The organism is Aromatoleum tolulyticum (assembly GCF_900156155.1).
GTDB classification, from domain to species: Bacteria; Pseudomonadota; Gammaproteobacteria; order Burkholderiales; family Rhodocyclaceae; genus Aromatoleum; species Aromatoleum tolulyticum.
On the sequence record NZ_FTMD01000002.1, the window covers coordinates 377,523 to 398,661 of the forward strand.

Genomic DNA, 21,139 nt, shown 5'->3' on the forward strand with positions numbered 1-21,139 from the left:
CGGGGGTTTGCCTCCACCGTAGCGGGTATCGGCCCGGCAGGCAGACACCCTCCGGATCAGGGCGATCGGTCGCATCCCTTGCCGCCTTGACGGTCAGCTCGCGTGCGATACCAATGCGCCCACGTCGCCCGCATCGGACGAGCGCCGCGATCCGGGCAGACCCGCCCGCCGCACGCCGCCACGCACCGCGACGCCGACCGCGAGTACGTCAAGCATCAGCAGATGCAGGATGCGCGAGATCATCGAGACGTGTGTCGAGATGTCTTCGGAGTGATCGACGGCGAGATTCACGGTGGCCTTCTTCGCGAGCGGCGAGTGGCTGGCGGTGATCGAGATCACTGCGGCGCCGGCCGCAAGGGCGAGATCCACCGCATGCAGCAGTTCGGGCAACCGCCCGGAACTCGAGATCGCAACCACGACGTCGCCGGGCCCCAGCAGTTCCGCCGCCATCGCCTCGAGGCGCGGATCGGCGTAGGCGACGGCGGGGATGCGGAAGCGGAAGAACTTGTACTGGCCGTCGAGCGCGACGATGCTGGAGTTGCCCGCGCCATAGAACTCGATGCGCGAGGCCTTCTGCAGCAGTCCGATCGCCAGCTCCACGGCCGCGGGGTCCAGCCCGTCGCGCAGGCTCAGGATCGCCGACACCGTGTTGTCCAGCACCTTCGCCGACAGGTCCGGCGCCGCATCGCCGGCCTTCACCTGGCTGTGGCGCACCGGCACCGTGCCGGTAAGGCCCGATGCCAGCTTCAGGCGGAAGTCCGACAGCCCGGTGAAGCCCATCGTGCGGCAGAAGCGGATCACGGTCGGCTGGCTCACGTCGGCGTGATGCGCGATGTCCGCGACCGGATCGTTCACGAAGCTGCGCGGCTGCTCCAGCAGCAGGCGCGCGACGCGCTGCTCCGCCTTGCTCAGGTTCGGCAGCGCCGCACGCACCTTTTCGATCAGCGGGCTGCCGCCGGTCCCGGCCTGCAGGTGGTGGCCGAGGATCGCCGAGACGCCCTGCAGAGCAGGATACGGCGCGGTGATCAGGTAGGTCGGGATGCGCGCGAGGTAGTCCGCAAAGCGCCCCTTGGCTTCGAAACGCTGCCGGAAGGACGAGCGCTGGAAGAGCGCCCCCAGCCGCGGCACGACACCACCGCCGATGTAGATACCGCCGACCGACCCGAGCGTCAGCGCGAGGTCCGACGCGACCGTGCCCAGCATCGCGCAGAAGCAATCGATGACTTCGGCGCACAGCGGATCGCCGCCCGCGACAGCGCGCGTGACGATGTCGGCCGCGTTCAGAGGCTGCACGCCCGCCACGCCATTGCGCTCGGCGAGCGCACGGTGGATCAGCTCCAGGCCGGGGCCGGACACGAACCGTTCCGACGACACGTGCGGCATTTCGCGCCATGCGTACTGCAGGATGAAGAGTTCGCGCTCGTCCGCCGGCGCGAACGTGGTGTGGCCGCCTTCGCTGCCGAGGGTGATCCAGCGGTCCTCGGCAGGAATCAGGCCGGACACGCCGAGGCCGGTACCCGGGCCGATCAGGCCGATCACGCCGTCGGGGGCAGGCTCGCCTCCACCCACCTGCACGCGCTCGCCCGTCGACAGCCGCGACAGCGCCATCGCGAGCGCGGTGAAGTCGTTCACGACCAGCAAGGTGTCGAAGCCGAGCGCACGACGCGTCTCCTCGATGGAGAACTGCCAATCGCGGTTCGTCATCTTCACGTGATCGCCATCGATCGGATTCGCGATCGCGATCGCCGCGTGGCGCGGAGCCGGGCCGCCCTGTTGCCGCAGGTAGGCCTGGATGACGTCGACGATGCCGGCATAGTCGCCGCAGTGCAGGACCTCGATCGCCTCGACGCGGCCGGGCGCGCGCTCGAGCGCAAAACGGGCATTGGTCGCGCCGATGTCCGCGAGCAGGCGCGGGCCGTCGCCGAACTCCGGCGCGGATTCGCGATTCAGGTCTTTTTCTTCTTCGATCGTCATGTCGACTCCATTACCCCGATCCAGTCGCGACGCGGCATGCCGCCGTCCGGGCCCGGGAAACTTTCGGCGATTCCGTCGAACCGAAGGCCGGCGCCCCGCACGTTCCGCCGCAAATCGCAAGAGTTCGTATTTTGACGCATCGCGGCAACGTCATATCGCCTATCTTCGAGCCCGCGACACGCCTTCCCGCCCTCGCCTGCCCTGAAGGAGACATTCCGTGATGTCCTCTCCGATCGAAGTCGCACTGATCGGCTACGGCTACGTGGATCAAGTACGGGCTCGCTGGAAAGCCGAATCGTAGGGCGGGAAAGCAAAGCGCATCCCGCCACGCGGTGCCCGACGAGGCACCAACGTGTGGCGGCTCGGTTGGCAGATTCGGCCCCCGGCTCATCCGCCCCACGATCCGTGCCATGTCACGCGATCCGCAGCTCCGACGCGGGATCGAAGAACACCGCCTTCGACAGGTCGAACATCAAATCCATCTTCTCGCCCGGCGCACGCGCATGCGCGGGATGCACCCGGCAGGTCACCTCGCGGCCGTTCACCGGCACCAGCACCAGCGTGTCCGGCCCGGTCGGTTCGGTCAGGCTGATCGGCATCGACGCGGTCTGGATGTACTCGGCGCCCAGGCTCGATTCAACCTTGTGCGTGATCTGCTCCGGGCGGATGCCGAACACGACCTCCTTGCCTTCCCACGCTTTCAGCTTGCCGTTCGCCGACACCGCCGGGAAGACGTAGCTGTTCGCCCCGCTCTCCAGCCGCACGCCGTGGCCGCCGCCCATCGGCTCGACGCGCGCCGGGATGAAGTTCATCGACGGCGAGCCCATGAAGCCCGCGACGAAGAGGTTCGCCGGGTTGTCGTAGATCTGCTGCGGCGTGCCGAACTGCTGCACTTCGCCCGCCTTCATCACGGCGATCTTGTCGCCGAGCGTCATCGCCTCGATCTGGTCGTGGGTGACATAGACGATCGTGGTGCCCATGCGCTGGTGCAGCTGCTTGATCTCGACGCGCATCTCGACACGCAGCTTCGCATCGAGGTTCGACAGCGGCTCGTCGAACAGGAACAGCGACGGATCGCGGGCGATCGCGCGCCCCATTGCGACGCGCTGACGCTGCCCGCCGGAGAGCTGCGAAGGCTTGCGGTCCAGCAGGTGCCCGATCTGCAGCGTCTGCGCGACGCGTTCGACGATCTTCTGCTGCTCGGCCTTGCCGACCTTGCGGATCTCCAGCCCGAAGGAGATGTTCTCGCGCACCGTCATGCTCGGGTACAGCGCGTAGGACTGGAACACCATCGCGATGTCCCGGTCCTTGGGGCTCAGGTTGTTGACGACGCGGTCGCCGATGCGGATCTCGCCCGAGCTCACGGTGTCGAGGCCGGCGATCATCGACAGCAGCGTCGATTTGCCGCAGCCGGAGGGGCCCACGAGGATCAGGAACTCGCCCTTCTCGATCTCGAGGTTGATGCCCTTGAGGATTTCGGTGCCCTGGTAGGACTTGCGCACGTCGCGGATGGATAAAGCGCCCATTTTGTCTCGCTCCTTTATGTTGATTTCCAGGGCCTTCAGCCCTTCACCGCACCGGCCGTGAGACCGCGCACGAAGTACTTGCCGGCGACGACGTACACGAAGAGGGTCGGCAGCGCGGCGATGATCGCGGCGGCCATGTCGACGTTGTATTCCTTGACCCCGGTCGAGGTATTCACGAGGTTGTTCAGCGCGACGGTGATCGGCTGGCGATCGCCCGACGAGAACACCACCCCGAACAGGAAGTCGTTCCACACCTGGGTGAATTGCCAGATGATGCTGACGACGATGATCGGCGCGGACAGCGGCAGGATGATGCGGCGGAAGATCAGCCAGAAGCCCGCGCCGTCGATCTTCGCCGCCTTCACCAGCTCGTCGGGGATCGTGACGTAGTAGTTGCGGAAGAACAGCGTCGTGAAGGCGAGGCCGTACACCACATGCACGAACACGAGGCCGGTGGTCGAGTTGGCGATGCCCATCGCCCCGAGGGTGCGCGCCATCGGCAGCAACACGACCTGGAACGGGATGAAGCAGCCGATCATCAGCAGGCCGAACAAGAGATCGCTGCCGCGGAAGCGCCACATCGTCAGCACGTAGCCGTTCACCGCGCCGATCAGGGTCGACATCAGCACCGCCGGCACGACGAAGGACACCGAGTTCCAGAAGAAGCCGGCGAGGCCCTCGCACTGCACGCCGGTGCACGCGGAGGACCAGGCCTTGCCCCAGGCGTCGAGGTTCGGGTCCTGCGGCAGCGACAGCAGGTTGCCGGCGCGGATCTCGTCGAGGCTCTTCAGCGAGGTCGTGACCATCACGAAGAGCGGCATCAGGTAGTAGAAGCAGACCAGCACCAGCAGGCCGTAGACGATCGTGCGACCGACGAGTTGGCCCGTATTGCGGGTCGAAGTCATCTCAGCCATGGCGCGGCCTCCGGAGTTCCGAGTACATGAAGGGCACGATCACCGCGACCACGATCATCAGCATCATCATCGCGCTGGCGGCGCCGAGGCCGATCTGGTTGCGGGTGAAGGCGAAGGAGTACATGAAGGTCGCCGGCACGTCGGACGAGAAGCCCGGGCCGCCGTTCGTCAGCGCCATCACGAGGTCGAAGCTCTTCACCGCGATGTGCGTCAGGATCATGAAGCTCGAGAAGAACACCGGCCGCAGGCTCGGGATGATGATGCGGCGGTAGATCGTCGGCATCGAGGCGCCATCGACCTGCGCCGCCTTGATGATCGAGTCGTCGATGCCGCGCAGCCCCGCGAGGAAGAGCGCCATCACGAAGCCCGACGACTGCCACACCGCGGCGACGACGACGGTGTAGATCGCCATCTCGGGATCGATCAGCCAGTCGAATCGCGCATTCTCGAAACCCCCGTCGTGCAGCAGGCGCTCGATCCCCAACTCGGGGTTGAGGATCCATTTCCACGCGGTGCCGGTGACGATGAAGGACAGCGCCATCGGATACAGGTAGATCGAGCGGATGAGGCCTTCGCCGCGGATCTTCTGGTCGAGCAGGATCGCCAGCAGCAGCCCGACGGCGAGGCACACCAGCACGAAGGTGCCGCCGAACAGCGCCAGGTTCTTCAGCGCCAGCCACCAGCGTTCGTTCGCGAACAGCGCCTCGAATTGCGCGAGTCCCGCGAACTCGTATTTCGGCAGCATCCGCGACGGCGTCAGAGAGAGCACCGCCGTCCACAGGATGTAGCCGTAGATGAAGACCAGCGCGCAGACGAAAGTCGGCGCCAGCACGATTTTCGGCAGCCATGCGTCGATGCGGTCGCCGAGGCGCGGTTTCGCCTCCGTGCCCGCGCCGGACTCGGGCGCCGCAGTCATTCTTTGAGCAGTCAGATCCATTCCCTTCTCCTCGGTCCCGCCGCCTCAGAGACTCCCTTTGGCGGCGAAGCCCCGGCGGCATCCTCGCGGGCGCCGCCGGCAGTTTCAGTATCCGGTGAGGATGCTTACTTCGTCAGCGCCGCGCGGGCGAGCTTGTCGGCGGCTTCCTTCGGCTTCATCGCCGGGGTGTTGAAGAACTGCGTGACGACGTCCTGCATCGCGCCCGCCGTCGCGGCCGACACGGCCATCTGGTGGGCGATGCTCGGCACCAGCGAGCCACGCTTGGAGGCCGCCTCGAAGTCGCGCGCCGACAGCTTCGCGCAGTCGTCGAACTTGTCGAGGTTCATGTTCATGCGCGCCGGGATCGAGCCCTTGTTGAGGTTGAACACCTCCTGGAAGGCGGGGCTCATGACCGCATTGGCGAGGTCCTGCTGGCCCTTGCGCACGTCGCCCGAGGACTGCTCGAACATGACGAGGCTGTCGATGTTGAAGGTGAAGGCCTCGGCAGTACCCGGTGCGGCGACGCACACGTAGTCCTTGCCCGGCACCTTGCCGGCGCTGGTGAACTCGCCCTTCGCCCAGTCCCCCATGAACTGCATCGCCGCCTTGCCGTTGATGATCATGCCGGTGGCCTGGTTCCAGACGCGGTTGGCCGAATCCTTGTCGACGTACTTGCGCACGGTCGCGAAGGTCGTGAACACCTTCTCCATCGTCGGGCCCTTCAACGTCGGCTGATCCAGCTCCACGAGCGCCTTGCGGTAGAAGTCGGCGCCGCCGACACCCAAGGCAATCGACTCGAACACCGTGAAGTCCTGCCACGGCTGGCCGCCGTGCGCGACTGGCACGAAGCCCGCCTTCTGGATCTTCTCGGTCGCGGCGGGGAATTCGTCCCAGGTCCTGGGGATCTCGACGCCCGCTTTCTTGAAGACTTCCGGATTCGCCCACATCCAGTTCACGCGATGCACGTTCACCGGCACCGCGACGTAGTGCCCGCCGTGCTTCATCACCTTGGAGACGACCGGCGGGAGCAATCCGTCCCAGCCGCCTGCCTTCGCGACCTCGTCGAGATTGCTCAGCACCCCCTCCGCGCCCCACTCCCCGATGCTTGGTCCCTTGATCTGGGCGGCCGCCGGCGGGTTGCCCGACACGACACGCGACTTCAACACCGTCATCGCGTTTTCGCCGCCGCCGCCGGCGACCGCGAAGTCCTTCCACTTGTGGCCTTTCGATTCGAGCATCTTCTTCAGCTCGGCCGCCGACTTGGCCTCGCCTCCCGCCGTCCACCAGTGCAGCACTTCGAGTTCGGCGGCCTGGGCGCCCGTCGCGGCGGTCATGCCCACCCCGAAGGCAACGATCAGGCAGCTGTGGACGATCCTGGTACGAATCTTCATGTGTTGTCTCCTTCCTATTCCCGCCTTCCAGAGGCGCGATTTATTTGATCCGCCCGCCGCAAGTGCGCTCGGCACCGGCAGCGGATGTCGGCTGAAGCTGAATCGAAGTGTAGTTGCACTACTTCATGGAACGCAAACATTTTTGTAGCTGGATAACAGTTACATTTTCAAAACCCGCTCGGATGCGGCAGTGCAGCATCAATTAAATCCCAATTAAATTATCTATCTGCGCTCATTACAAACCAGTCGCGGCGCATTCGCAACATTTCGCACACGGGCAAAAAACCCGTTACATGGACCTAACTCGTACTTGCGTTTTTTGTAGTTTGACTACAATATGAACCATCAAGCGCCTTTCCAGCGCACATTGCGAAGAGGTCTTCATGGCTACACCCCGCCCCCTCGATCTGGTCATCTTCGGCGGCACCGGCGACCTGGCGATGCGCAAGCTGTTGCCGGCGCTGTACCACCTGCACTGCGACGCCCTGCTCACGCCCGAGGCCCGCATCATCGGTGTCGCGCGCGACAGCCTCGACGACGACGGCTATCGCGCGTTCTCGCGCGAACAGGCGCAGCGCTTCCTCGGCCGCGACTTCCGCGCCGACGACTGGCAGACCTTCGCCGACCGCCTTGCCTATGCACAGGTCGATGCGCTGCAGGCCGACAGCTTCGGGACGCTCGCCGAGCGCCTCGGCCAGCGTCCCGAAGGACAACGCGTCTTCTACCTGTCGACCGCGCCGAGCCTGTTCTCGGCGATCTGCCGCCACCTCGAAACCGCCAGGCTCGTCGCACCCGACAGCCGCGTCGTGCTGGAAAAGCCGCTCGGACACGATCTCGCCTCGTCGCGCCAGATCAACGACGAAGTCGGCCGACATTTCGGCGAGGAGCAGATCTACCGCATCGACCACTACCTCGGTAAGGAGCCGGTGCAGAACCTGCTGGCGCTGCGCTTCGGCAACGCGCTGTTCGAACCGCTGTGGCGGCGTGAATGGGTGCGCGACGTTCAGATCACCGTCGCCGAGCAGGTCGGGGTCGAGTCGCGTGGCGACTTCTACGACCGTGTCGGCGCGATGCGCGACATGGTGCAGAACCACCTGCTGCAGTTGCTGTGCATCGTCGCGATGGAACCGCCCGCCTCGATCAACCCCGACGCCGTGCGCGACGAGAAGCTCAAGATCCTGCGCGCGCTGCGCCCTTTCACCACCGCCGACGTCGCGACCCGCAGCGTGCGCGGCCAGTACCGCGCCGGAGCGAGCAGCGGACAGCCGGTGCCCGGCTATCTCGAAGAGCCCGGGATCGCGCGCGACAGCCACACCGAAACCTTCGTCGCGCTGAAAGCCAAGATCAACACCTGGCGCTGGGCCGGCGTGCCCTTCTTCCTGCGCACCGGCAAGCGCATGCAGGAGAAGGTCGCCGAGATCGTCATCAACTTCCGCTCGGTGCCGCACTCGATCTTCGGCGTGCCGTCCTCGCCGATCCACGCCAACCGCATGGTGATCCGCATGCAGCCGGAGGAAACCGTGGATCTGCACCTGCTCGCCAAGCAGCCCGGCGACGTCATGCAGCTGCACCCCGTGCGCCTGAACCTCGACTTCGCCGAAGCCTTCCGCAGCCGCCGCCTCGAAGCGTACGAACGCCTGCTCATGGACGTGATGCGCGGCAACCTGACGCTCTTCGTGCGCCGCGACGAACAGGAAGCCGCCTGGCGCTGGGTCGAGCCGATTATTGAAGGCTGGGAGCAGTCCGGCGAGCGGCCCAAGCCTTACACCGCCGGCACCTGGGGGCCGTCCGCGTCGAGCGCGCTGCCGTCGCGCGACGGCCTGTGCTGGCACGAGGAGATCTGAGCCACGGGCTCACGCCTGCCATACCTGCAACGAATCGAATCAAGGAACACCCGATGCTTTCCGCCCCCCACGACACTTATCCCCGCCTGGTCGGCGACATTGGCGGCACCAACGCGCGTTTCGCGCTGATCCGCGCGCCGGGACTGGAGATCGAGGCGATGCGCACGCTGCCGTGCGCGGATTTCCCCGGCCCGGCCGAGGCGATCGAACACTACCTCGCGAGCACCGGACTGCCGCGCCCGCGCTGGTGCGCCTTCGGCATCGCGAACCCGATCGACGGCGATTTCGTGAAGATGACGAACCACCACTGGGCGTTCTCGATCCGCGAGCTGCAGGCCCGGCTCGATCTTGCCCACCTGCAGGTCATCAACGACTTCACGGCGCTGGCGCTCTCGCTGCCGGCGCTGCCCGCGGGCGAACTCGAACAGATCGGCGATGGCGCGCCGCTCGCCGGACGCGCCATCGGGCTGCTCGGCGCCGGCACGGGACTCGGCGTGTCGGGGCTCGTGCCCTGCGGCCGGGATTACGTGCCGCTCGAAGGCGAAGGCGGCCACGTGACGCTCGCGGCTTCCGACGCGCACGAGGCCGCGATCATTGCCTGGCTCGCAGAGCGGCATCCGCACGTTTCCGCCGAACGCGTGCTCTCCGGACCGGGCCTCGTCGCGCTGTACGAAGCCGAGGCCGCCGTCGCAGGACAGGCCGTGCCAACGCTCGGCGCAGCCGAGATCAGCCAGCGTGCGCTCGACGGCGGCTCACCGCTGTGTGCGAGCACGGTCGACACGTTCTGCGCGCTGCTCGGCACCGTCGCCGCGGACCTCGCGCTGACGCTCGGCGCACGCGGCGGAATCTACATCGGCGGCGGCATCGTGCCGAAGCTCGGGGCTTACTTCGCGCGCTCGCGCTTCCGCCAGCGCTTCGAACAGAAGGGGCGCTTCAGCGACTATCTCGCGCAGATCCCGACCTACGTGATCCATTCGCCCTACCCGGGGCTGCTCGGTGCGGCACGTGCGCTCGAACGCGCGGCCGTTGCGGACGCCCTTCGCCACGGCAGCTAGACGAGACCGCATGGGCGGGATGAAATCCCGCCACCAACCGCCTACTCTGCCAACTCGCTCCGGTCGCGGAAGAAGGCCAGCGCCTCCGGATTCGCCAGCGCCTCCAGGTTCTTCACCGGCCGGCCATGCACGACGTTGCGCACTGCGAGTTCGACGATCTTGCCGCTCTTGGTGCGCGGAATGTCCGCAACCTGCAGCACCTTTGCCGGCACGTGGCGCGGCGTGGTGTTGTCGCGGATCGTCTGTTTGATGCGCGCGACGAGCGTGTCGTCGAGGGTCAAACCCTCGCGCAGCTTCACGAACAGCACCACGCGCACGTCGTTCGGGTTCTGCGGCGGCCAGTCCTGGCCGATCACGAGCGACTCGACGACCTCTTCAAGGCGCTCGACCTGACGGTAGATCTCGGCGGTGCCGATGCGCACCCCGCCGGGGTTCAGCGTCGCGTCCGAACGGCCGTGAATGACCAGCCCGCCGTGTTCGGTGATCTCGCAGAAGTCGCCGTGACACCAGACGTTCGGAAAACGGTCGAAGTAGGCGGCGTGGTACTTGGCCCCGTCCGCGTCGCCCCAGAAGCCGATCGGCATCACCGGAAAAGGCTTCGTGCACACGAGTTCCCCTTTCTCCCCGCGCAATGGCCGCCCCGCGTCGTCCCACACGTCCACCGCCATGCCAAGCCCGCGGCACTGGATCTCGCCGCGCCACACCGGCAGCACCGGCGAGCCGAGCACGAAGCACGAGATGATGTCGGTGCCACCCGAGATCGACGACAGCTGCAGGTCGGCCTTGATGTCGCGATAGACGTAGTCGAAGCCTTCGGGCACCAACGGACTGCCGGTGCTCATCATCGCGCGCACCGTCGCGAGGCTGTGCGTCTCGCGCGGTTTCAGGCCGAACTTCGCGGCAGCGTCGATGAACTTCGCCGAGGTGCCGAAATGCGTCATGTGCTCGGCGTCGGCGTAGTCGAAGAGGATCTGGTTGTCGGACGCGAACGGCGAGCCGTCATAAAGCAGCAGCGTCGCGCCCGCGGCCAGACCCGACACGAGCCAGTTCCACATCATCCAGCCGCATGTGGTGAAGTAGAACAGGCGGTCGCCCGGCTTCACGTCGGCGTGCAGGCGATGCTCCTTCAGGTGCTGCAGCAGTGTCCCGCCCGCGCAATGCACGATGCACTTCGGCACGCCCGTCGTGCCCGACGAGTACATGATGTAAAGCGGATGATCGAAGGGAAGCTGCTCGAAGGCGATGTCGTCGACAAAATGGAACGGCGCGATGAACTCCGCCCACATGTGCGCGTGCGGAATATCCTTCAGATCGTGCTCGGCGTGGACATAGGGCACGACGACCACATGCTTCACCGATGGCAACTGGCGCACGATGTCGCCCAGCTTGCCGAGCACGTCGATGGTCTTGCCGCCGTAGAAATAGCCGTCGCAGGCAACCAGCACCTTGGGCGCCGTCTGGCCGAAGCGGTCGACCACGCCCTGCACGCCGAAGTCCGGCGACGCGGACGTGAACACCGCGCCGATGCTCGCCGCGGCGAGCATCGCGATCACCGTCTCGGGCATGTTCGGCATGTAGGCCGCAACGCGGTCGCCCTTCTGCACGCCCATCTCGCGCAGCGCGGCGACGAAGTGCGCGACGGCGCGATACAGCTCGCCGTGGGTCATGCGGTTCTGCACGCGGTCCTCGCCCCAGAAGACGAGCGCATCCTTCGCATCGCGCGAGCGGAGCAGGTTCTGTGCGAAATTGAGGCGCGCGTCGGGGAACCACTTCGCGCCGGGCATGCGCTCGCCGTCGACCAGTACGCGCTCGCCGCGCTGACCGATCACGCCTCCACCGGTTTCGCCGCCCTCCCAGACGCTGACCCAGAACTGTTCGGGCGCGGCGATCGACCAGTCGTAGAGGGCATCGTAATCGGGCAACGACACGCCCCAGCGCCTCTCGGCCGCGAGGCGGAAGGCCGTGACGTTCGCGGCGGCGATGCGATCGGCGGAGGGCGTCCAGAGCGAAACAGGGATGTTGTCGGTCATAGGGAACTCCATGTCGTCTCGGCCGGGGCCCCGGGCGGAGGGATTGGCCCGGCCCTGTTCAGGTTGTCCCATTCTATCCCTTGGGCATCACGCGTAGCGCGGCGAGCAGCGGTCGTCGCACGACCTACCGGGGGGTGTATATGTGGGCGCGGCTTGAGCCGCTCCCGCGAGCATGTTGCCCCTGCGCCGTTCAGCCGGCGAGCGCCGCGACGGTATTCTCGATGCGGCCGAAGATGCTGCGGCCATCGGCGTCGAACATCTCGATGCGCACGGTGTCGCCGTCGCGCATGAAGGGCGTTGCGGGCTTGCCCTGCTCGATGGTCTCCCAGGTACGCACCTCGGCGAGGCAGCAGTAGCCGACGCCGCCGTGCTCGATCGACGAGCCCCACAGGTCGCCGGCCTTGTTCGACACCGTGCCGGAACCGATGATCGACCCCGCTTCGAGCTCGCGCGTCTTCGCGACGTGCGCGACGAGCTGGCCGAAGTTGAAAGTCGCGTCGACGCCCGCGTTCGGCTTGCCGAAGAGCCGGTCGTTGAGGTGCACGACGAGCGGCAGGTGCACCTTGGCGTCGCGCCACGCGTCGCCCAACTCGTCGGGCGTCACGGCGACCGGCGAGAACGCCGACGCGGGCTTGGACTGGAAGAAGCCGAAGCCCTTCGCCAGTTCGTTCGGGATCAGGCCGCGCAGGCTGACGTCGTTCACCAGCATCACGAGGCGGATCGCCTTCGCGGCCTGTTCGGGCGTCGCCCCCATCGGCACGTCGCCGGTCACGACGGTGACCTCGGCCTCGAAGTCGATGCCCCAGCTCTCGTCGGCGACGACCTTGTCGCGCGGGCCGATGAAGCTGTCCGACCCGCCCTGGTACATCAGCGGGTCGGTGTAGAAGCTCTCGGGCACTTCGGAATTGCGCGCCTTGCGCACGAGCTCGACGTGATTGAGGTAGGCCGAACCGTCCGCCCACTGGTAGGCGCGCGGCAGCGGCGAGTGGCAGGCGGATTCATCAAAGGGCTGCGAATCGACGGCGCCGCTGTTGAGCGCCTCGTACACCTGGTGCAGCTGCGTCTCGCAGTCGGACCAGTTGTCGAGCGCGGCCTGCAGCGTGCGGGCGATCGCCGGCACGGCGCGGCAGCGGGTCAGGTCGCGGCTGACGACGACGAGCGTGCCGTCGCGGCCGCCTTGCTTGAGGGTCGCGAGTTTCACTTGAACATCTCCTTGTAGCTGCCGTCGTGCATCCATGCCGCGTGCTTCGGCGCCTTCTTGGTCTGCGCCCACTCTTCGAGCATCACCCACTTTACGTCATCGAGCGCCTCGAGCATCTTCGGCGACGCGGTGTTGGCGGCGAGCTCCAGGCGATGGCCGTTCGGATCGAAGAAGTAGATCGACTGGAACAGCGCGTGGTCGGTCGGCCCGATCACGTCGATACCCTCGGATTCGAGGCGCGCCTTGGCCGCCATCAGCACGTCAACAGACTCGACCTGCAGCGCGAGGTGCTGCGTCCACACCGGGGTGTTTTCATCGCGGCCCATCTTCGGGCGGGTCGGCAGCTCGAAGAAGGCGAGCACGTTGCCCATGCCCGCGTCGAGGAAGATGTGCATGTAGGGGTCGGCTTCGCCGGTGGAGGGCACGGCGTCCTCGGCGATCGACAGGATCAGCTTCATGCCGAGGTGCTTCTCGTACCAGCGCGCGGTTTCGAGTGCGTCGTGGCAGCGGTAGGCTACGTGGTGGATTTTCTGGATCAGCATGTCAGGCCTCCTGCCGGGCCGCCCCAAGGGAGGCCTGCGCCCCCTCGGGGGGCAGCGAATGAAGTGAGCGTGGGGGTTGTTTCACTTTTGTCTCCGTATTCGTTATCAGGCGCCTTCGCGCGCGATCTGCATCGCTTCGCGCAGCACCGAGATGTCGCCGATGTGGTTCGCGAGCAGCAGGATCAGGCGGGCATTGACCATCGCGCTCTGCTCGTCCGTCAGCTCGCGGTGCGTCTCGATCAGCGCTTCGTAGAAGTCGTCGCCGGGCGAAAACGCGCGGAAGTGGCGCTTGCCGGGTTCGTGCAGGTTCGGTTGCGTGTTGAGGGCCATGGCGGTCTCCATCAGGCGTTGCAGGTGGCGCGCGCCACGGCGGCACGCACCTGGGCGAGGTCGAGCGCGCGCCAGCGCGCGGCGACGTGCTGGTCGGGGCGGACGAGGTAACTCGTGCCTTCGCGCAGGTCGTAGCGCTCGCGCACCCGGCCCTTCGCGTCGATCAGGGTCGTCAGGCCGGCGGGCGCGGTGCCGCGTTCGGCGACGACGATCGCCTCGACCGCAATCGGCGCGTCGATCAGGCCGCGCAGCGCCTGCGCGCTCGCCGCATCCAGCGCGCCCGCGTCCGGGACGTAGTGCAGCAACTGGAAGCGGTTGCCGACCGCGCCGAGCAGCCATTGCGTGCCGTCGGCCGTCGCGATCGGCGCGTCGTCCATCGGCGCACCGGGAATCATGTTGCCGGCGAACACGTCCGAATCGGCTGTGTTCAGGCGCGAATCGGCAAGGAAGCTCGGCACCGACAGGCGGCCGGAATTGACCAATGCGCGGGCGAACGGGAACTGCTCGGCGAGGCCCAGCACCGCGTTGCGGAAGGTCTTGCTGACGGCACTTTTCGGCGTGATGAAGTCGGTGGAGCGCGTCGAGTTCATGATGTTCTCGTCGGCGGCGTAGCAGCGCTCGTCCGAGTAGGTGTCGAGCAGCGTCGCCGGCGCCTTGCCGTCCATCACCAGCTTCAGCTTCCACACCAGGTTGTCGGTGTCCTGGATGCCGGAGTTGGCGCCCCGCGCGCCGAAGGGCGAGACCTGATGCGCCGCATCGCCGACAAAGAGCACGCGGCCGTGATTGAAACGGTTCATGCGGCGACACTGGAAAGTGTAGACGCTGACCCACTCGAGCTCGAATTCCCGATCATCGCCAAGCATCGCCTTGATGCGCGGGATCACGTTCTCGGGCTTCTTCTCTTCCTCCGGATCGGCGTTCCAGCCGAGCTGGAAGTCGATGCGGAAGACGTTGTCGGCCTGGCGATGCAGCAACACCGACTGGTTGCGATGGAAAGGCGGGTCGAACCAGAACCAGCGCTCGGTCGGGAAGTCCGCCTTCATCACGACATCGGCGATCAGGAAGCGGTCCATGAAGATCTTGCCGTCGATGTCGAGGCCCAGCATCGTGCGGATCGGACTGCGCGCACCGTCGGCGACGATCAGCCAGTCGGCGGACAGCGTGTAGGCGCCGTCCGGCGTCTCGACACGCAAGGTCGCCTGCTCCGCGTCAGGGGTCACTCCGATCACGTTGTTCCTGAAGCGGATCTCGAGGTTCGGCAGCAGACGCGCACGCTTGATCAGGTCGTCTTCGAGGTAATACTGCTGCAGGTTGATCATGCCCGGGCGGTGATGGTCCGGCTCCGGGCACAGGTTGAAGTTGAACACTTCCTCCTCGCGGAAGAAGGTGCGGCCGACGTTCCACGACACGCCCTTCTGCACCATTTCTTCCGCGCAGCCCAGGCGGTCGAGCACTTCGAGGGTGCGCTTGGCGTAGCACACGCCGCGCGAGCCTATGGACACGGTGTCGTCGTTGTCGAGGAGCAGCACGCGCAGCCCCTGCTGCGCGAGGTCGATCGCGGCACTCAGGCCGACCGGGCCGGCACCGACAATCACCACGGGACAGTGCCCGTCACGCCCTTCGGCGATCTCCGGCGGGCGGACGTAATCGAACTTCGGGTATTGGAACGTGCTCAGCACGGGTGTCTCCTCCGTTTGTTTCACGTCTCCGGGCCTGCCTCTTGGCGTGCATGATCCCGGAGTTCGCCACCCACGCGGGGGCGACGCTGTTCGGCTGATTGTTCAGCCCCTGAAAAAATGATTCGGAACCGTGCGCTCGGGCACCGTGTCCCTCCCCCTTCAAGGGGGCGGAACAGGGGTTTCGGCGAGCACTGCTCGCCGCCTGCGGAGCGGCGAGGCGAAGCCGAGACTCCCGGTCAGGAGGGGGACGGTTTCTGCGACGTCTGCTTAACCCATCCCGGCGACGGCTCCGGCAGGATCACTCCTGCAGCGAGTGCCACATCTGCCGGTCGCGCTCGGCGGTCCAGATGCGCGGGTCGCGGATGCCGCTCGCCTCGTCGTGCGCGCGCGTCACGTCGAAGGGCAGGCAGTGCTCGTAGATGAAGACCTGCCCGAACTTCGGGTCCATGTTCTTGCGCGTGTGCGCCATCGTCGCCTTCAGGTCCATGCCCAGCCCCACCGCCTCCTGCGCGCTGCGGTACAGCGTCGACACGAAGTCGCGGGTATAGGCGAGGCCCGAGTCGACCGCCTCGCGGCCGATCAGCGCCGGGCCACGGCCCGGGACCAGCTTGTCGAATTGCATCGCGGCGAGGTTGTCGAGGGTCTGCGGCCAGTCGGCAAGGTAGGCGTCGCCGGTGTAGCAGGCCGCGTCCGCCTCGACGAGGTCGCCCGAGAAGCAGATGTTCTGCGACGGCAGGTAGACGATGGTGTCACCCTTGGTGTGGCCGCGGCCGATCTGCTTGATCTTCACTTCGAGCTTGCCCATCCACAGCGTCATCTCGCCTTCGAAGGTGATCGTCGGCCAGGTCAGGCCCGGCACGCTCTCCACCGCTTGAAACAGGCGCGGGAAGCGGCCGATCTCGGAATCCATGTCCTGCTGGCCGCGCTCGACGATGAGGTCCCAGGTGTCGCGGCTGGCGATGATCTGCTCGAGCCCTTCGCCCTTGTAACCCGAGGCGCCCAGCACACGCACCGCGTGGTAGTGCGTCAGCACCACGTATTTGATCGGCTTGTCGGTGATCTCGCGCACCTTGGCGATCACGCCCTGTGCCGCGACGGGCGTGGCGGTGGCGTCGATGATCATCACGCCGTCGTCGCCGATGATCACGCCGGTGTTCGGGTCGCCTTCGGCCGTATAGGCGTAGGCGTTTTCGGAAAGCTTGTCCCAGCTGATCTTCTTTTCTTCGAGGTCGGCCTGCGAGGCGAATTTCTTGGTGGTCATGGTCTTGGGGGTCTCTGTTGGTATGGATGCACGATATGAATCCTAGACATAAATTCGTCTATACGCAACCGATTCGCTATTTGCGAATTTCAAGACCAGATGCGGCCGCCTCGAGATCTCACTGCCCGACCGTGAACGTGCGAACGCCGATCACTCTCTCCGAGTGATCGGCGGCATAGGGCAACCTGGGAAAAAGAAGATCGAGCGCCTCTCGCCGACTGGCTGCAGACGCTGGCGCTGCATGCAGTCACGAGCCTCACCGCGGCGGACCACGCACGACGACGTGCGCGTCCGCATGAGGGGAGGTATAGAGCAGCATGTCGGGGCCGGTTCGCGACCTCGAAGGCGGCACGACCCGCGTTCGGATCGTGCGCGTGCGAGGTCTGGCTTACGCAGCCTTGTTCTGTTGACGGCTCTTCGCAACGGACGCTGCCCAGGAGTCACCGGTTTCGGCGAACGATCCCGCTGCGGTTGCGGAAAGGTCCCGCAAGGTGCGCTCGAAGAGGTTGAACGCCCCCTTCCAGTCCTCCGACATCGGGAACGCCACCGCGGGGACGGCAAGCTGGCTTCCGAGCACACGCGCAGACTCGACCTGTGCGGTCGATACCGCCTCGTAGCTATCCTTGGCGTAGGCGAGCGTCTTCTCGAACAGCGACTGCCCTAACGCCATTGGCAAGGCTGCCGGGTCGGCGGCTGGCTTTCCGGTCGCTGCGGCTTTCGTCGCCGCAACACACTCCTTCAACGCTTCGCGAGAAACGGCAAGGGTGCTTTGAGTCAGACGCTCGGTGCAATCCAGATAGACGCCGGACAATGCCATGAAGGCATCTACGGTGTTCGTGAAGGATCGCTCAATGCTGGTGTGGGGTTTGGTTGTCATCATGATTCCTTTCGCAAATCTTCATGCAACAGGAACCCCTGACATATGGCTTGCCATTGATCCTGTCGCATGGGGTGTGCCGCTCATCGGCAAATGCCCGCGGCGGAGTCGGGAGTAAACCGAGTATGGCCTCTCACGACCACGAGTCCACCGTTACTTTGTAACGCTTGCGAGGAGCCGCGGAAACTTCAGCTGTCGGAAAGGCGCTTCCGCTTCTGGTCATACATCAATTGATCTGCCTGAAGAAGGTAGTCGGAGAGGCTCTGTTCCGACCCCGGATCACACTGCACGATTCCGGTGCTGAACGAGATCCGGTAGGGACAGTCCGGTCGCAGCGCATACTCTGCGAGGCTTTGCTGCATCCGGGCCAGGAGCACGTCCGGCTGCGACGTGTCGATCGTGAACACGGCAAACTCGTCGCCACCGATACGGGCAATCACGTCGGCGTCGCGAAAACACTGCTGCAGGATGTGCGCCATATCGACGATGAGGTCGTCGCCGACATCGTGCCCATATGCGTCATTGATCGCCTTCAAGCCGTCGATATCGATGAAAACGAGGACACTTGGCACCTGCAGGCGGCGGGCAAGCTTGAAACTGCGCTCGGCGTGCAGGAAGAAACCCCGCCGGTTCAGGAGGCCGGTCATCATGTCGGTGACCGAGATCCTGTGGATTTCCTCTTCCACGGAGTCCCGCCTGAGCAACTCGACCGCGTGAAGTCGGGCGGCCTCTTCAATCTCGCTCGCCTTTGTGACGATCCGGTCTTCGAGCGACTTCCGGAAGCTGACATTGCCGAGTGCTGCGCCAGTGATCTCGCCGAGCAGCCGCAGGGTCGGAATCAATCGCGCGAGCTCCTTCCGGTACCCCTGCCGATACCACACCGACACCAGTGCCCCCACCGGCCGGACCGGCGGAAACGGATATGCAATCAGGCTCGCAATGCCCAGCGCCGTGAGTTCGTCCTCACGCATGCCCGAATCCGGTGCAATCGCGGGCAGCAGGATCGGGGTCCGGTCGGCCATGGCGCGTCGTGCATGGTGCAGCAACGCCGACGCTTCCGGCGTCGGCATGGGCCGATGGTGACGGCCGAACTCCGAGACGAACTCACGCTCGCCGTCATGCACGACCAAAAGGCTCCCGTCCGAATGGAGAAGGTCCGGGATGGCCCGCCCCGCCAGTGCGAGGATCCCCCCCAGGTCGGAAGCCTGCAAAAAATCACGCGCAAGGGCAAGCAGGCGTCGCAGCACCACGGAACTTTCCGCCGTTCCCTGTGCCATCGCAGTCCTCCCTCAGTGATTGCCCTGTGACGTGGCGCGACAAGAACCGGCGGGACAATCCGCCTGGGCCTGCAACCAGTCAGGACTCGACCAACGTTAGCAGAATATCCGGGTACCAGGCGCAGTTCAGCCCCAGCGCCTCGTCCAGCTGGAGATCGCGCGTGCCGACATCGAGCCGCGCCGAATGCACGCCGAGCAGCATCCACGGCAGGTCGCCATAGCTGGGCGGCGGATTGGCCGCTCGCATGACCACGGGCGCGCCGCTGGTGCCGCGGTGGGTGCGCGCGTCGGTGAGGAAATAGCCCTCCCCCTGGAAACGCAATCCGAACGACGACGCGATAACCGCATGACGCACCACCGGCATGTGGTGCAAGGTGTCGTGGAAGCCGAGCGGAAAGCCTACGACCAGCAGCGAGGTGCCGATTTCAATGTGATCGAGCCGACCCGGCAGATGCGCCGGCGTGAAGGCACGATAAACGGTCCGCGCGGGGAGCGCCGCGCGATCGATCTCGAGGACCGCCACGTCGATGCCGCCGGCCGCATCGAAGCCCTGGCGCCACAGGCTCTGGCCATCGCGATAAAGGGGTATCGAAAAACCCGTCGATTCCGCGAGGTTGTCCGGGTTGTTGTGCAGTTCAAGTTCGATCCGGTCCGGGAAGTGCTCGGTGGGCTTGTCGAACAGCACATGCCGGCTCGTGACGAGGAAGAGGCGCTGATCCTGCCCGAAGAAGAAGCCGCTGGCATTGGTCAATTGCCGCTGGCGATCGAAGGTGACGATGCGCACAGTCGTCAGGAGAAGGGTTTCGATCATTCGCAGCGCACCGTGATGGGATGCGCGACCGGGCGGAATCCGGCCGTGACAATGGATAGTCCTCACACTCGCGCGCATGGGGAAGGTGCGAACGACCCGAGCCGTGCGTGCCGCGTTGTGCTATTCCCGCAGAGGCTACGGGCAGATTACCACCGTGCGGCCCGCAGGGGCGCCGAGTTTCCCCGGCAGCGGCATGAATGCGGGGGAATCCGGCTGCAATCGAACGGTTCATGGCGGGAAGTGCTGCGTCTTCCCGCCATGCGTCGGCAACCTTGCCGGATTCGTGCTGCGACTGATGCTACGCCGCAGCCGCCTCCAGCGCCGGGTAGTCGATATAGCCTTCCGGTCCGGGCGCGTAGAAGGTCTTGGGGTTCGGCGCGTTGAGCGGCGCATTGCGCTTCAGGCGCGGCACCAGGTCCGGATTCGCGATGAACAGCCGGCCGAACGCCACCGCATCGGCCCGGCCCGATTCCACGGCCTCGACCGCCATCGCACCGTCGTAGCCGTTGTTGGCGATGTAGGTGCCCTTGAACGTCCGGCGCGCCCAGGCGAAGTCGAAGCCGGGTACGTCGCGCGGACCGCCGGTGGCGCCTTCCACGAAATGGATGAACGCGATGCCGCGCTTGTTCAGCTCCTCGACGAGATGGCCGAAAACCGCCTGCGGGTTGCTGTCCGACAGGTCGTTCGCGGGGGTGACCGGCGACAGGCGGATACCGACGCGGCCCGCGCCGATCTCTGCGATCACCCCGTCGATCACTTCGAGCGCGAAGCGGACGCGGTTCTCCACCGAACCGCCGTACTGGTCGGTGCGCCGGTTCGCGCCATCGCGCAGGAACTGGTCGACCAGATAGCCGTTGGCGCCGTGGATCTCTACCCCGTCGAAGCCCGCACGGATCGCGTTCGCGGCGGCACGCCGGAACTCCTGTACGACCTCGGCGATCTCCTCGACGCTCAATGCACGCGGCTCCGGCACCTCGACCTTGCCGTTGTGCGTATAGGCCACGACCTTGGGCTTCACCGCCGACGGGGCAACCGGCTGGGCGCCGCCCGTGAGGTCCGGGTGCGTGATGCGACCGACATGCCAGATCTGCGCGACGATCTTCGAGCCGGCCGCATGCACCGCCTGCGTGATCGCCTTCCAGCCCTCGACCTGGGCATCCGAATAGATGCCCGGCGTCGCCATGTAGCCCTTGCCCAGCGGCGACACCTGGGTGCCTTCGCTGATGATGAGGCCCGCATTGCTGCGCTGGCGGTAGTACTCGACGTTCATCGTGCTGCCGGGAATGTCGCCGGCCGCCTCATCGGCGCGGCTGCGCGTCAGCGGCGCCATCACGACGCGGTTGGCGACCTCGATGTCGCCGATGCGGGTGGGCTGGAAGAGCTTGCGGGTAGTGTTCATGGGTCGGGCTTCCTTCGTGAATCGCAATCGGGAATGGGATCAGTCACCTGATCGACTTGGGGCGATTATGTCCATGCCTGCCCCGATGGAGTAGCCCGCATCGGTGATAGCA

At 65.9% G+C, this 21,139-nt stretch carries 17 protein-coding genes; 2 read left to right on the forward strand and 15 right to left on the reverse strand.

The window, feature by feature from the left end:
* Nucleotides 1-93 precede the first annotated feature (93 nt).
* From BW991_RS04345 to BW991_RS04365, 5 genes are all read right to left on the reverse strand, one after another.
* Nucleotides 94-1,974 (reverse strand): glucokinase, encoded by a 1,881-nt coding sequence (locus BW991_RS04345; protein WP_076600853.1) that lies wholly within the window; start codon nt 1,972-1,974, stop codon nt 94-96.
* A gap of 413 nt (nt 1,975-2,387) precedes the next feature.
* Nucleotides 2,388-3,500 carry an ABC transporter ATP-binding protein gene (locus tag BW991_RS04350; protein WP_076600854.1) on the reverse strand — a complete coding sequence of 371 codons (1,113 nt, stop codon included), beginning with the start codon at nt 3,498-3,500 and terminating at the stop codon, nt 2,388-2,390.
* A gap of 35 nt (nt 3,501-3,535) precedes the next feature.
* A complete protein-coding gene (locus BW991_RS04355) occupies nt 3,536-4,414 on the reverse strand; it encodes a carbohydrate ABC transporter permease (protein ID WP_170879043.1) in 879 nt (292 codons plus the stop codon).
* Nucleotides 4,407-5,351, reverse strand: coding sequence for a carbohydrate ABC transporter permease (locus BW991_RS04360; RefSeq protein ID WP_076600856.1), 945 nt, complete (start codon nt 5,349-5,351; stop codon nt 4,407-4,409). Before BW991_RS04360 ends, BW991_RS04355 begins: the two co-directional genes overlap by 8 nt.
* Nucleotides 5,352-5,455: 104 nt before the next feature.
* Nucleotides 5,456-6,721: an ABC transporter substrate-binding protein gene (locus BW991_RS04365; protein WP_088179570.1), complete on the reverse strand. Its 1,266-nt coding sequence runs from the start codon at nt 6,719-6,721 to the stop codon at nt 5,456-5,458.
* 383 nt (nt 6,722-7,104) lie between these two features.
* Between BW991_RS04365 and zwf the strand changes: the two genes are divergently transcribed.
* The gene (gene zwf / locus BW991_RS04370; protein WP_076600857.1) at nt 7,105-8,565 is read left to right on the forward strand and encodes a glucose-6-phosphate dehydrogenase; all 1,461 of its coding nucleotides are present in this window, start codon (nt 7,105-7,107) and stop codon (nt 8,563-8,565) included.
* Nucleotides 8,566-8,618: 53 nt separating this feature from the next.
* Entirely contained in the window at nt 8,619-9,620 is a 1,002-nt protein-coding gene (locus tag BW991_RS04375; RefSeq protein ID WP_076600858.1) for a glucokinase, read from the forward strand.
* 41 nt (nt 9,621-9,661) lie between these two features.
* Here BW991_RS04375 and BW991_RS04380 read toward each other — a convergent pair whose 3' ends face one another.
* The 10 genes from BW991_RS04380 to BW991_RS04425 form a co-directional block, all read right to left on the reverse strand.
* A complete protein-coding gene (locus BW991_RS04380; RefSeq protein WP_076600859.1) occupies nt 9,662-11,650 on the reverse strand; it encodes an acetoacetate--CoA ligase in 1,989 nt (662 codons plus the stop codon).
* Between the two features lie 190 nt (nt 11,651-11,840).
* Entirely contained in the window at nt 11,841-12,851 is a 1,011-nt protein-coding gene (locus tag BW991_RS04385; RefSeq protein ID WP_076600860.1) for a fumarylacetoacetate hydrolase family protein, read from the reverse strand.
* On the reverse strand, nt 12,848-13,393 hold the full coding sequence (locus BW991_RS04390; RefSeq protein ID WP_076600861.1) for a VOC family protein: 546 nt from the start codon (nt 13,391-13,393) through the stop codon (nt 12,848-12,850). The genes BW991_RS04385 and BW991_RS04390 overlap by 4 nt, the downstream gene beginning before the upstream one ends.
* 105 nt (nt 13,394-13,498) lie before the next feature.
* A complete protein-coding gene (locus BW991_RS04395) occupies nt 13,499-13,723 on the reverse strand; it encodes a DUF2783 domain-containing protein (protein ID WP_076600862.1) in 225 nt (74 codons plus the stop codon).
* An 11-nt stretch (nt 13,724-13,734) separates the two neighbouring features.
* Nucleotides 13,735-15,402 (reverse strand): FAD-dependent oxidoreductase, encoded by a 1,668-nt coding sequence (locus BW991_RS04400; protein ID WP_076600863.1) that lies wholly within the window; start codon nt 15,400-15,402, stop codon nt 13,735-13,737.
* 298 nt (nt 15,403-15,700) lie between these two features.
* Nucleotides 15,701-16,663, reverse strand: a complete 963-nt coding sequence (locus BW991_RS04405; RefSeq protein WP_076600864.1) for an MBL fold metallo-hydrolase — start codon at nt 16,661-16,663, stop codon at nt 15,701-15,703.
* 388 nt (nt 16,664-17,051) lie between these two features.
* The gene (locus BW991_RS04410) at nt 17,052-17,543 is read right to left on the reverse strand and encodes a phasin family protein (RefSeq protein WP_076600865.1); all 492 of its coding nucleotides are present in this window, start codon (nt 17,541-17,543) and stop codon (nt 17,052-17,054) included.
* 185 nt (nt 17,544-17,728) lie between these two features.
* The gene (locus BW991_RS04415) at nt 17,729-18,817 is read right to left on the reverse strand and encodes a GGDEF domain-containing protein (RefSeq protein WP_076600866.1); all 1,089 of its coding nucleotides are present in this window, start codon (nt 18,815-18,817) and stop codon (nt 17,729-17,731) included.
* Between the two features lie 79 nt (nt 18,818-18,896).
* Nucleotides 18,897-19,628: a S1 family peptidase gene (locus tag BW991_RS04420; protein WP_076600867.1), complete on the reverse strand. Its 732-nt coding sequence runs from the start codon at nt 19,626-19,628 to the stop codon at nt 18,897-18,899.
* A 298-nt stretch (nt 19,629-19,926) separates the two neighbouring features.
* Entirely contained in the window at nt 19,927-21,027 is a 1,101-nt protein-coding gene (locus tag BW991_RS04425; protein ID WP_076600868.1) for an alkene reductase, read from the reverse strand.
* Nucleotides 21,028-21,139: the final 112 nt, after the last annotated feature.

Coding starts and splice junctions, on each gene's coding strand:
- BW991_RS04395 (WP_076600862.1), bottom strand. CDS start 13,723: ATGGCCCTCAACACGCAACCGAACCTGCACGAACCCGGCAAGCGCCAC.
- BW991_RS04375 (WP_076600858.1), top strand. CDS start 8,619: ATGCTTTCCGCCCCCCACGACACTTATCCCCGCCTGGTCGGCGACATT.
- BW991_RS04350 (WP_076600854.1), bottom strand. CDS start 3,500: ATGGGCGCTTTATCCATCCGCGACGTGCGCAAGTCCTACCAGGGCACC.
- BW991_RS04410 (WP_076600865.1), bottom strand. CDS start 17,543: ATGATGACAACCAAACCCCACACCAGCATTGAGCGATCCTTCACGAAC.
- BW991_RS04380 (WP_076600859.1), bottom strand. CDS start 11,650: ATGACCGACAACATCCCTGTTTCGCTCTGGACGCCCTCCGCCGATCGC.
- BW991_RS04405 (WP_076600864.1), bottom strand. CDS start 16,663: ATGACCACCAAGAAATTCGCCTCGCAGGCCGACCTCGAAGAAAAGAAG.
- BW991_RS04360 (WP_076600856.1), bottom strand. CDS start 5,351: ATGGATCTGACTGCTCAAAGAATGACTGCGGCGCCCGAGTCCGGCGCG.
- BW991_RS04425 (WP_076600868.1), bottom strand. CDS start 21,027: ATGAACACTACCCGCAAGCTCTTCCAGCCCACCCGCATCGGCGACATC.
- BW991_RS04365 (WP_088179570.1), bottom strand. CDS start 6,721: ATGAAGATTCGTACCAGGATCGTCCACAGCTGCCTGATCGTTGCCTTC.
- zwf (WP_076600857.1), top strand. CDS start 7,105: ATGGCTACACCCCGCCCCCTCGATCTGGTCATCTTCGGCGGCACCGGC.
- BW991_RS04390 (WP_076600861.1), bottom strand. CDS start 13,393: ATGCTGATCCAGAAAATCCACCACGTAGCCTACCGCTGCCACGACGCA.
- BW991_RS04355 (WP_170879043.1), bottom strand. CDS start 4,414: ATGGCTGAGATGACTTCGACCCGCAATACGGGCCAACTCGTCGGTCGC.
- BW991_RS04420 (WP_076600867.1), bottom strand. CDS start 19,628: ATGATCGAAACCCTTCTCCTGACGACTGTGCGCATCGTCACCTTCGAT.
- BW991_RS04345 (WP_076600853.1), bottom strand. CDS start 1,974: ATGACGATCGAAGAAGAAAAAGACCTGAATCGCGAATCCGCGCCGGAG.
- BW991_RS04415 (WP_076600866.1), bottom strand. CDS start 18,817: ATGGCACAGGGAACGGCGGAAAGTTCCGTGGTGCTGCGACGCCTGCTT.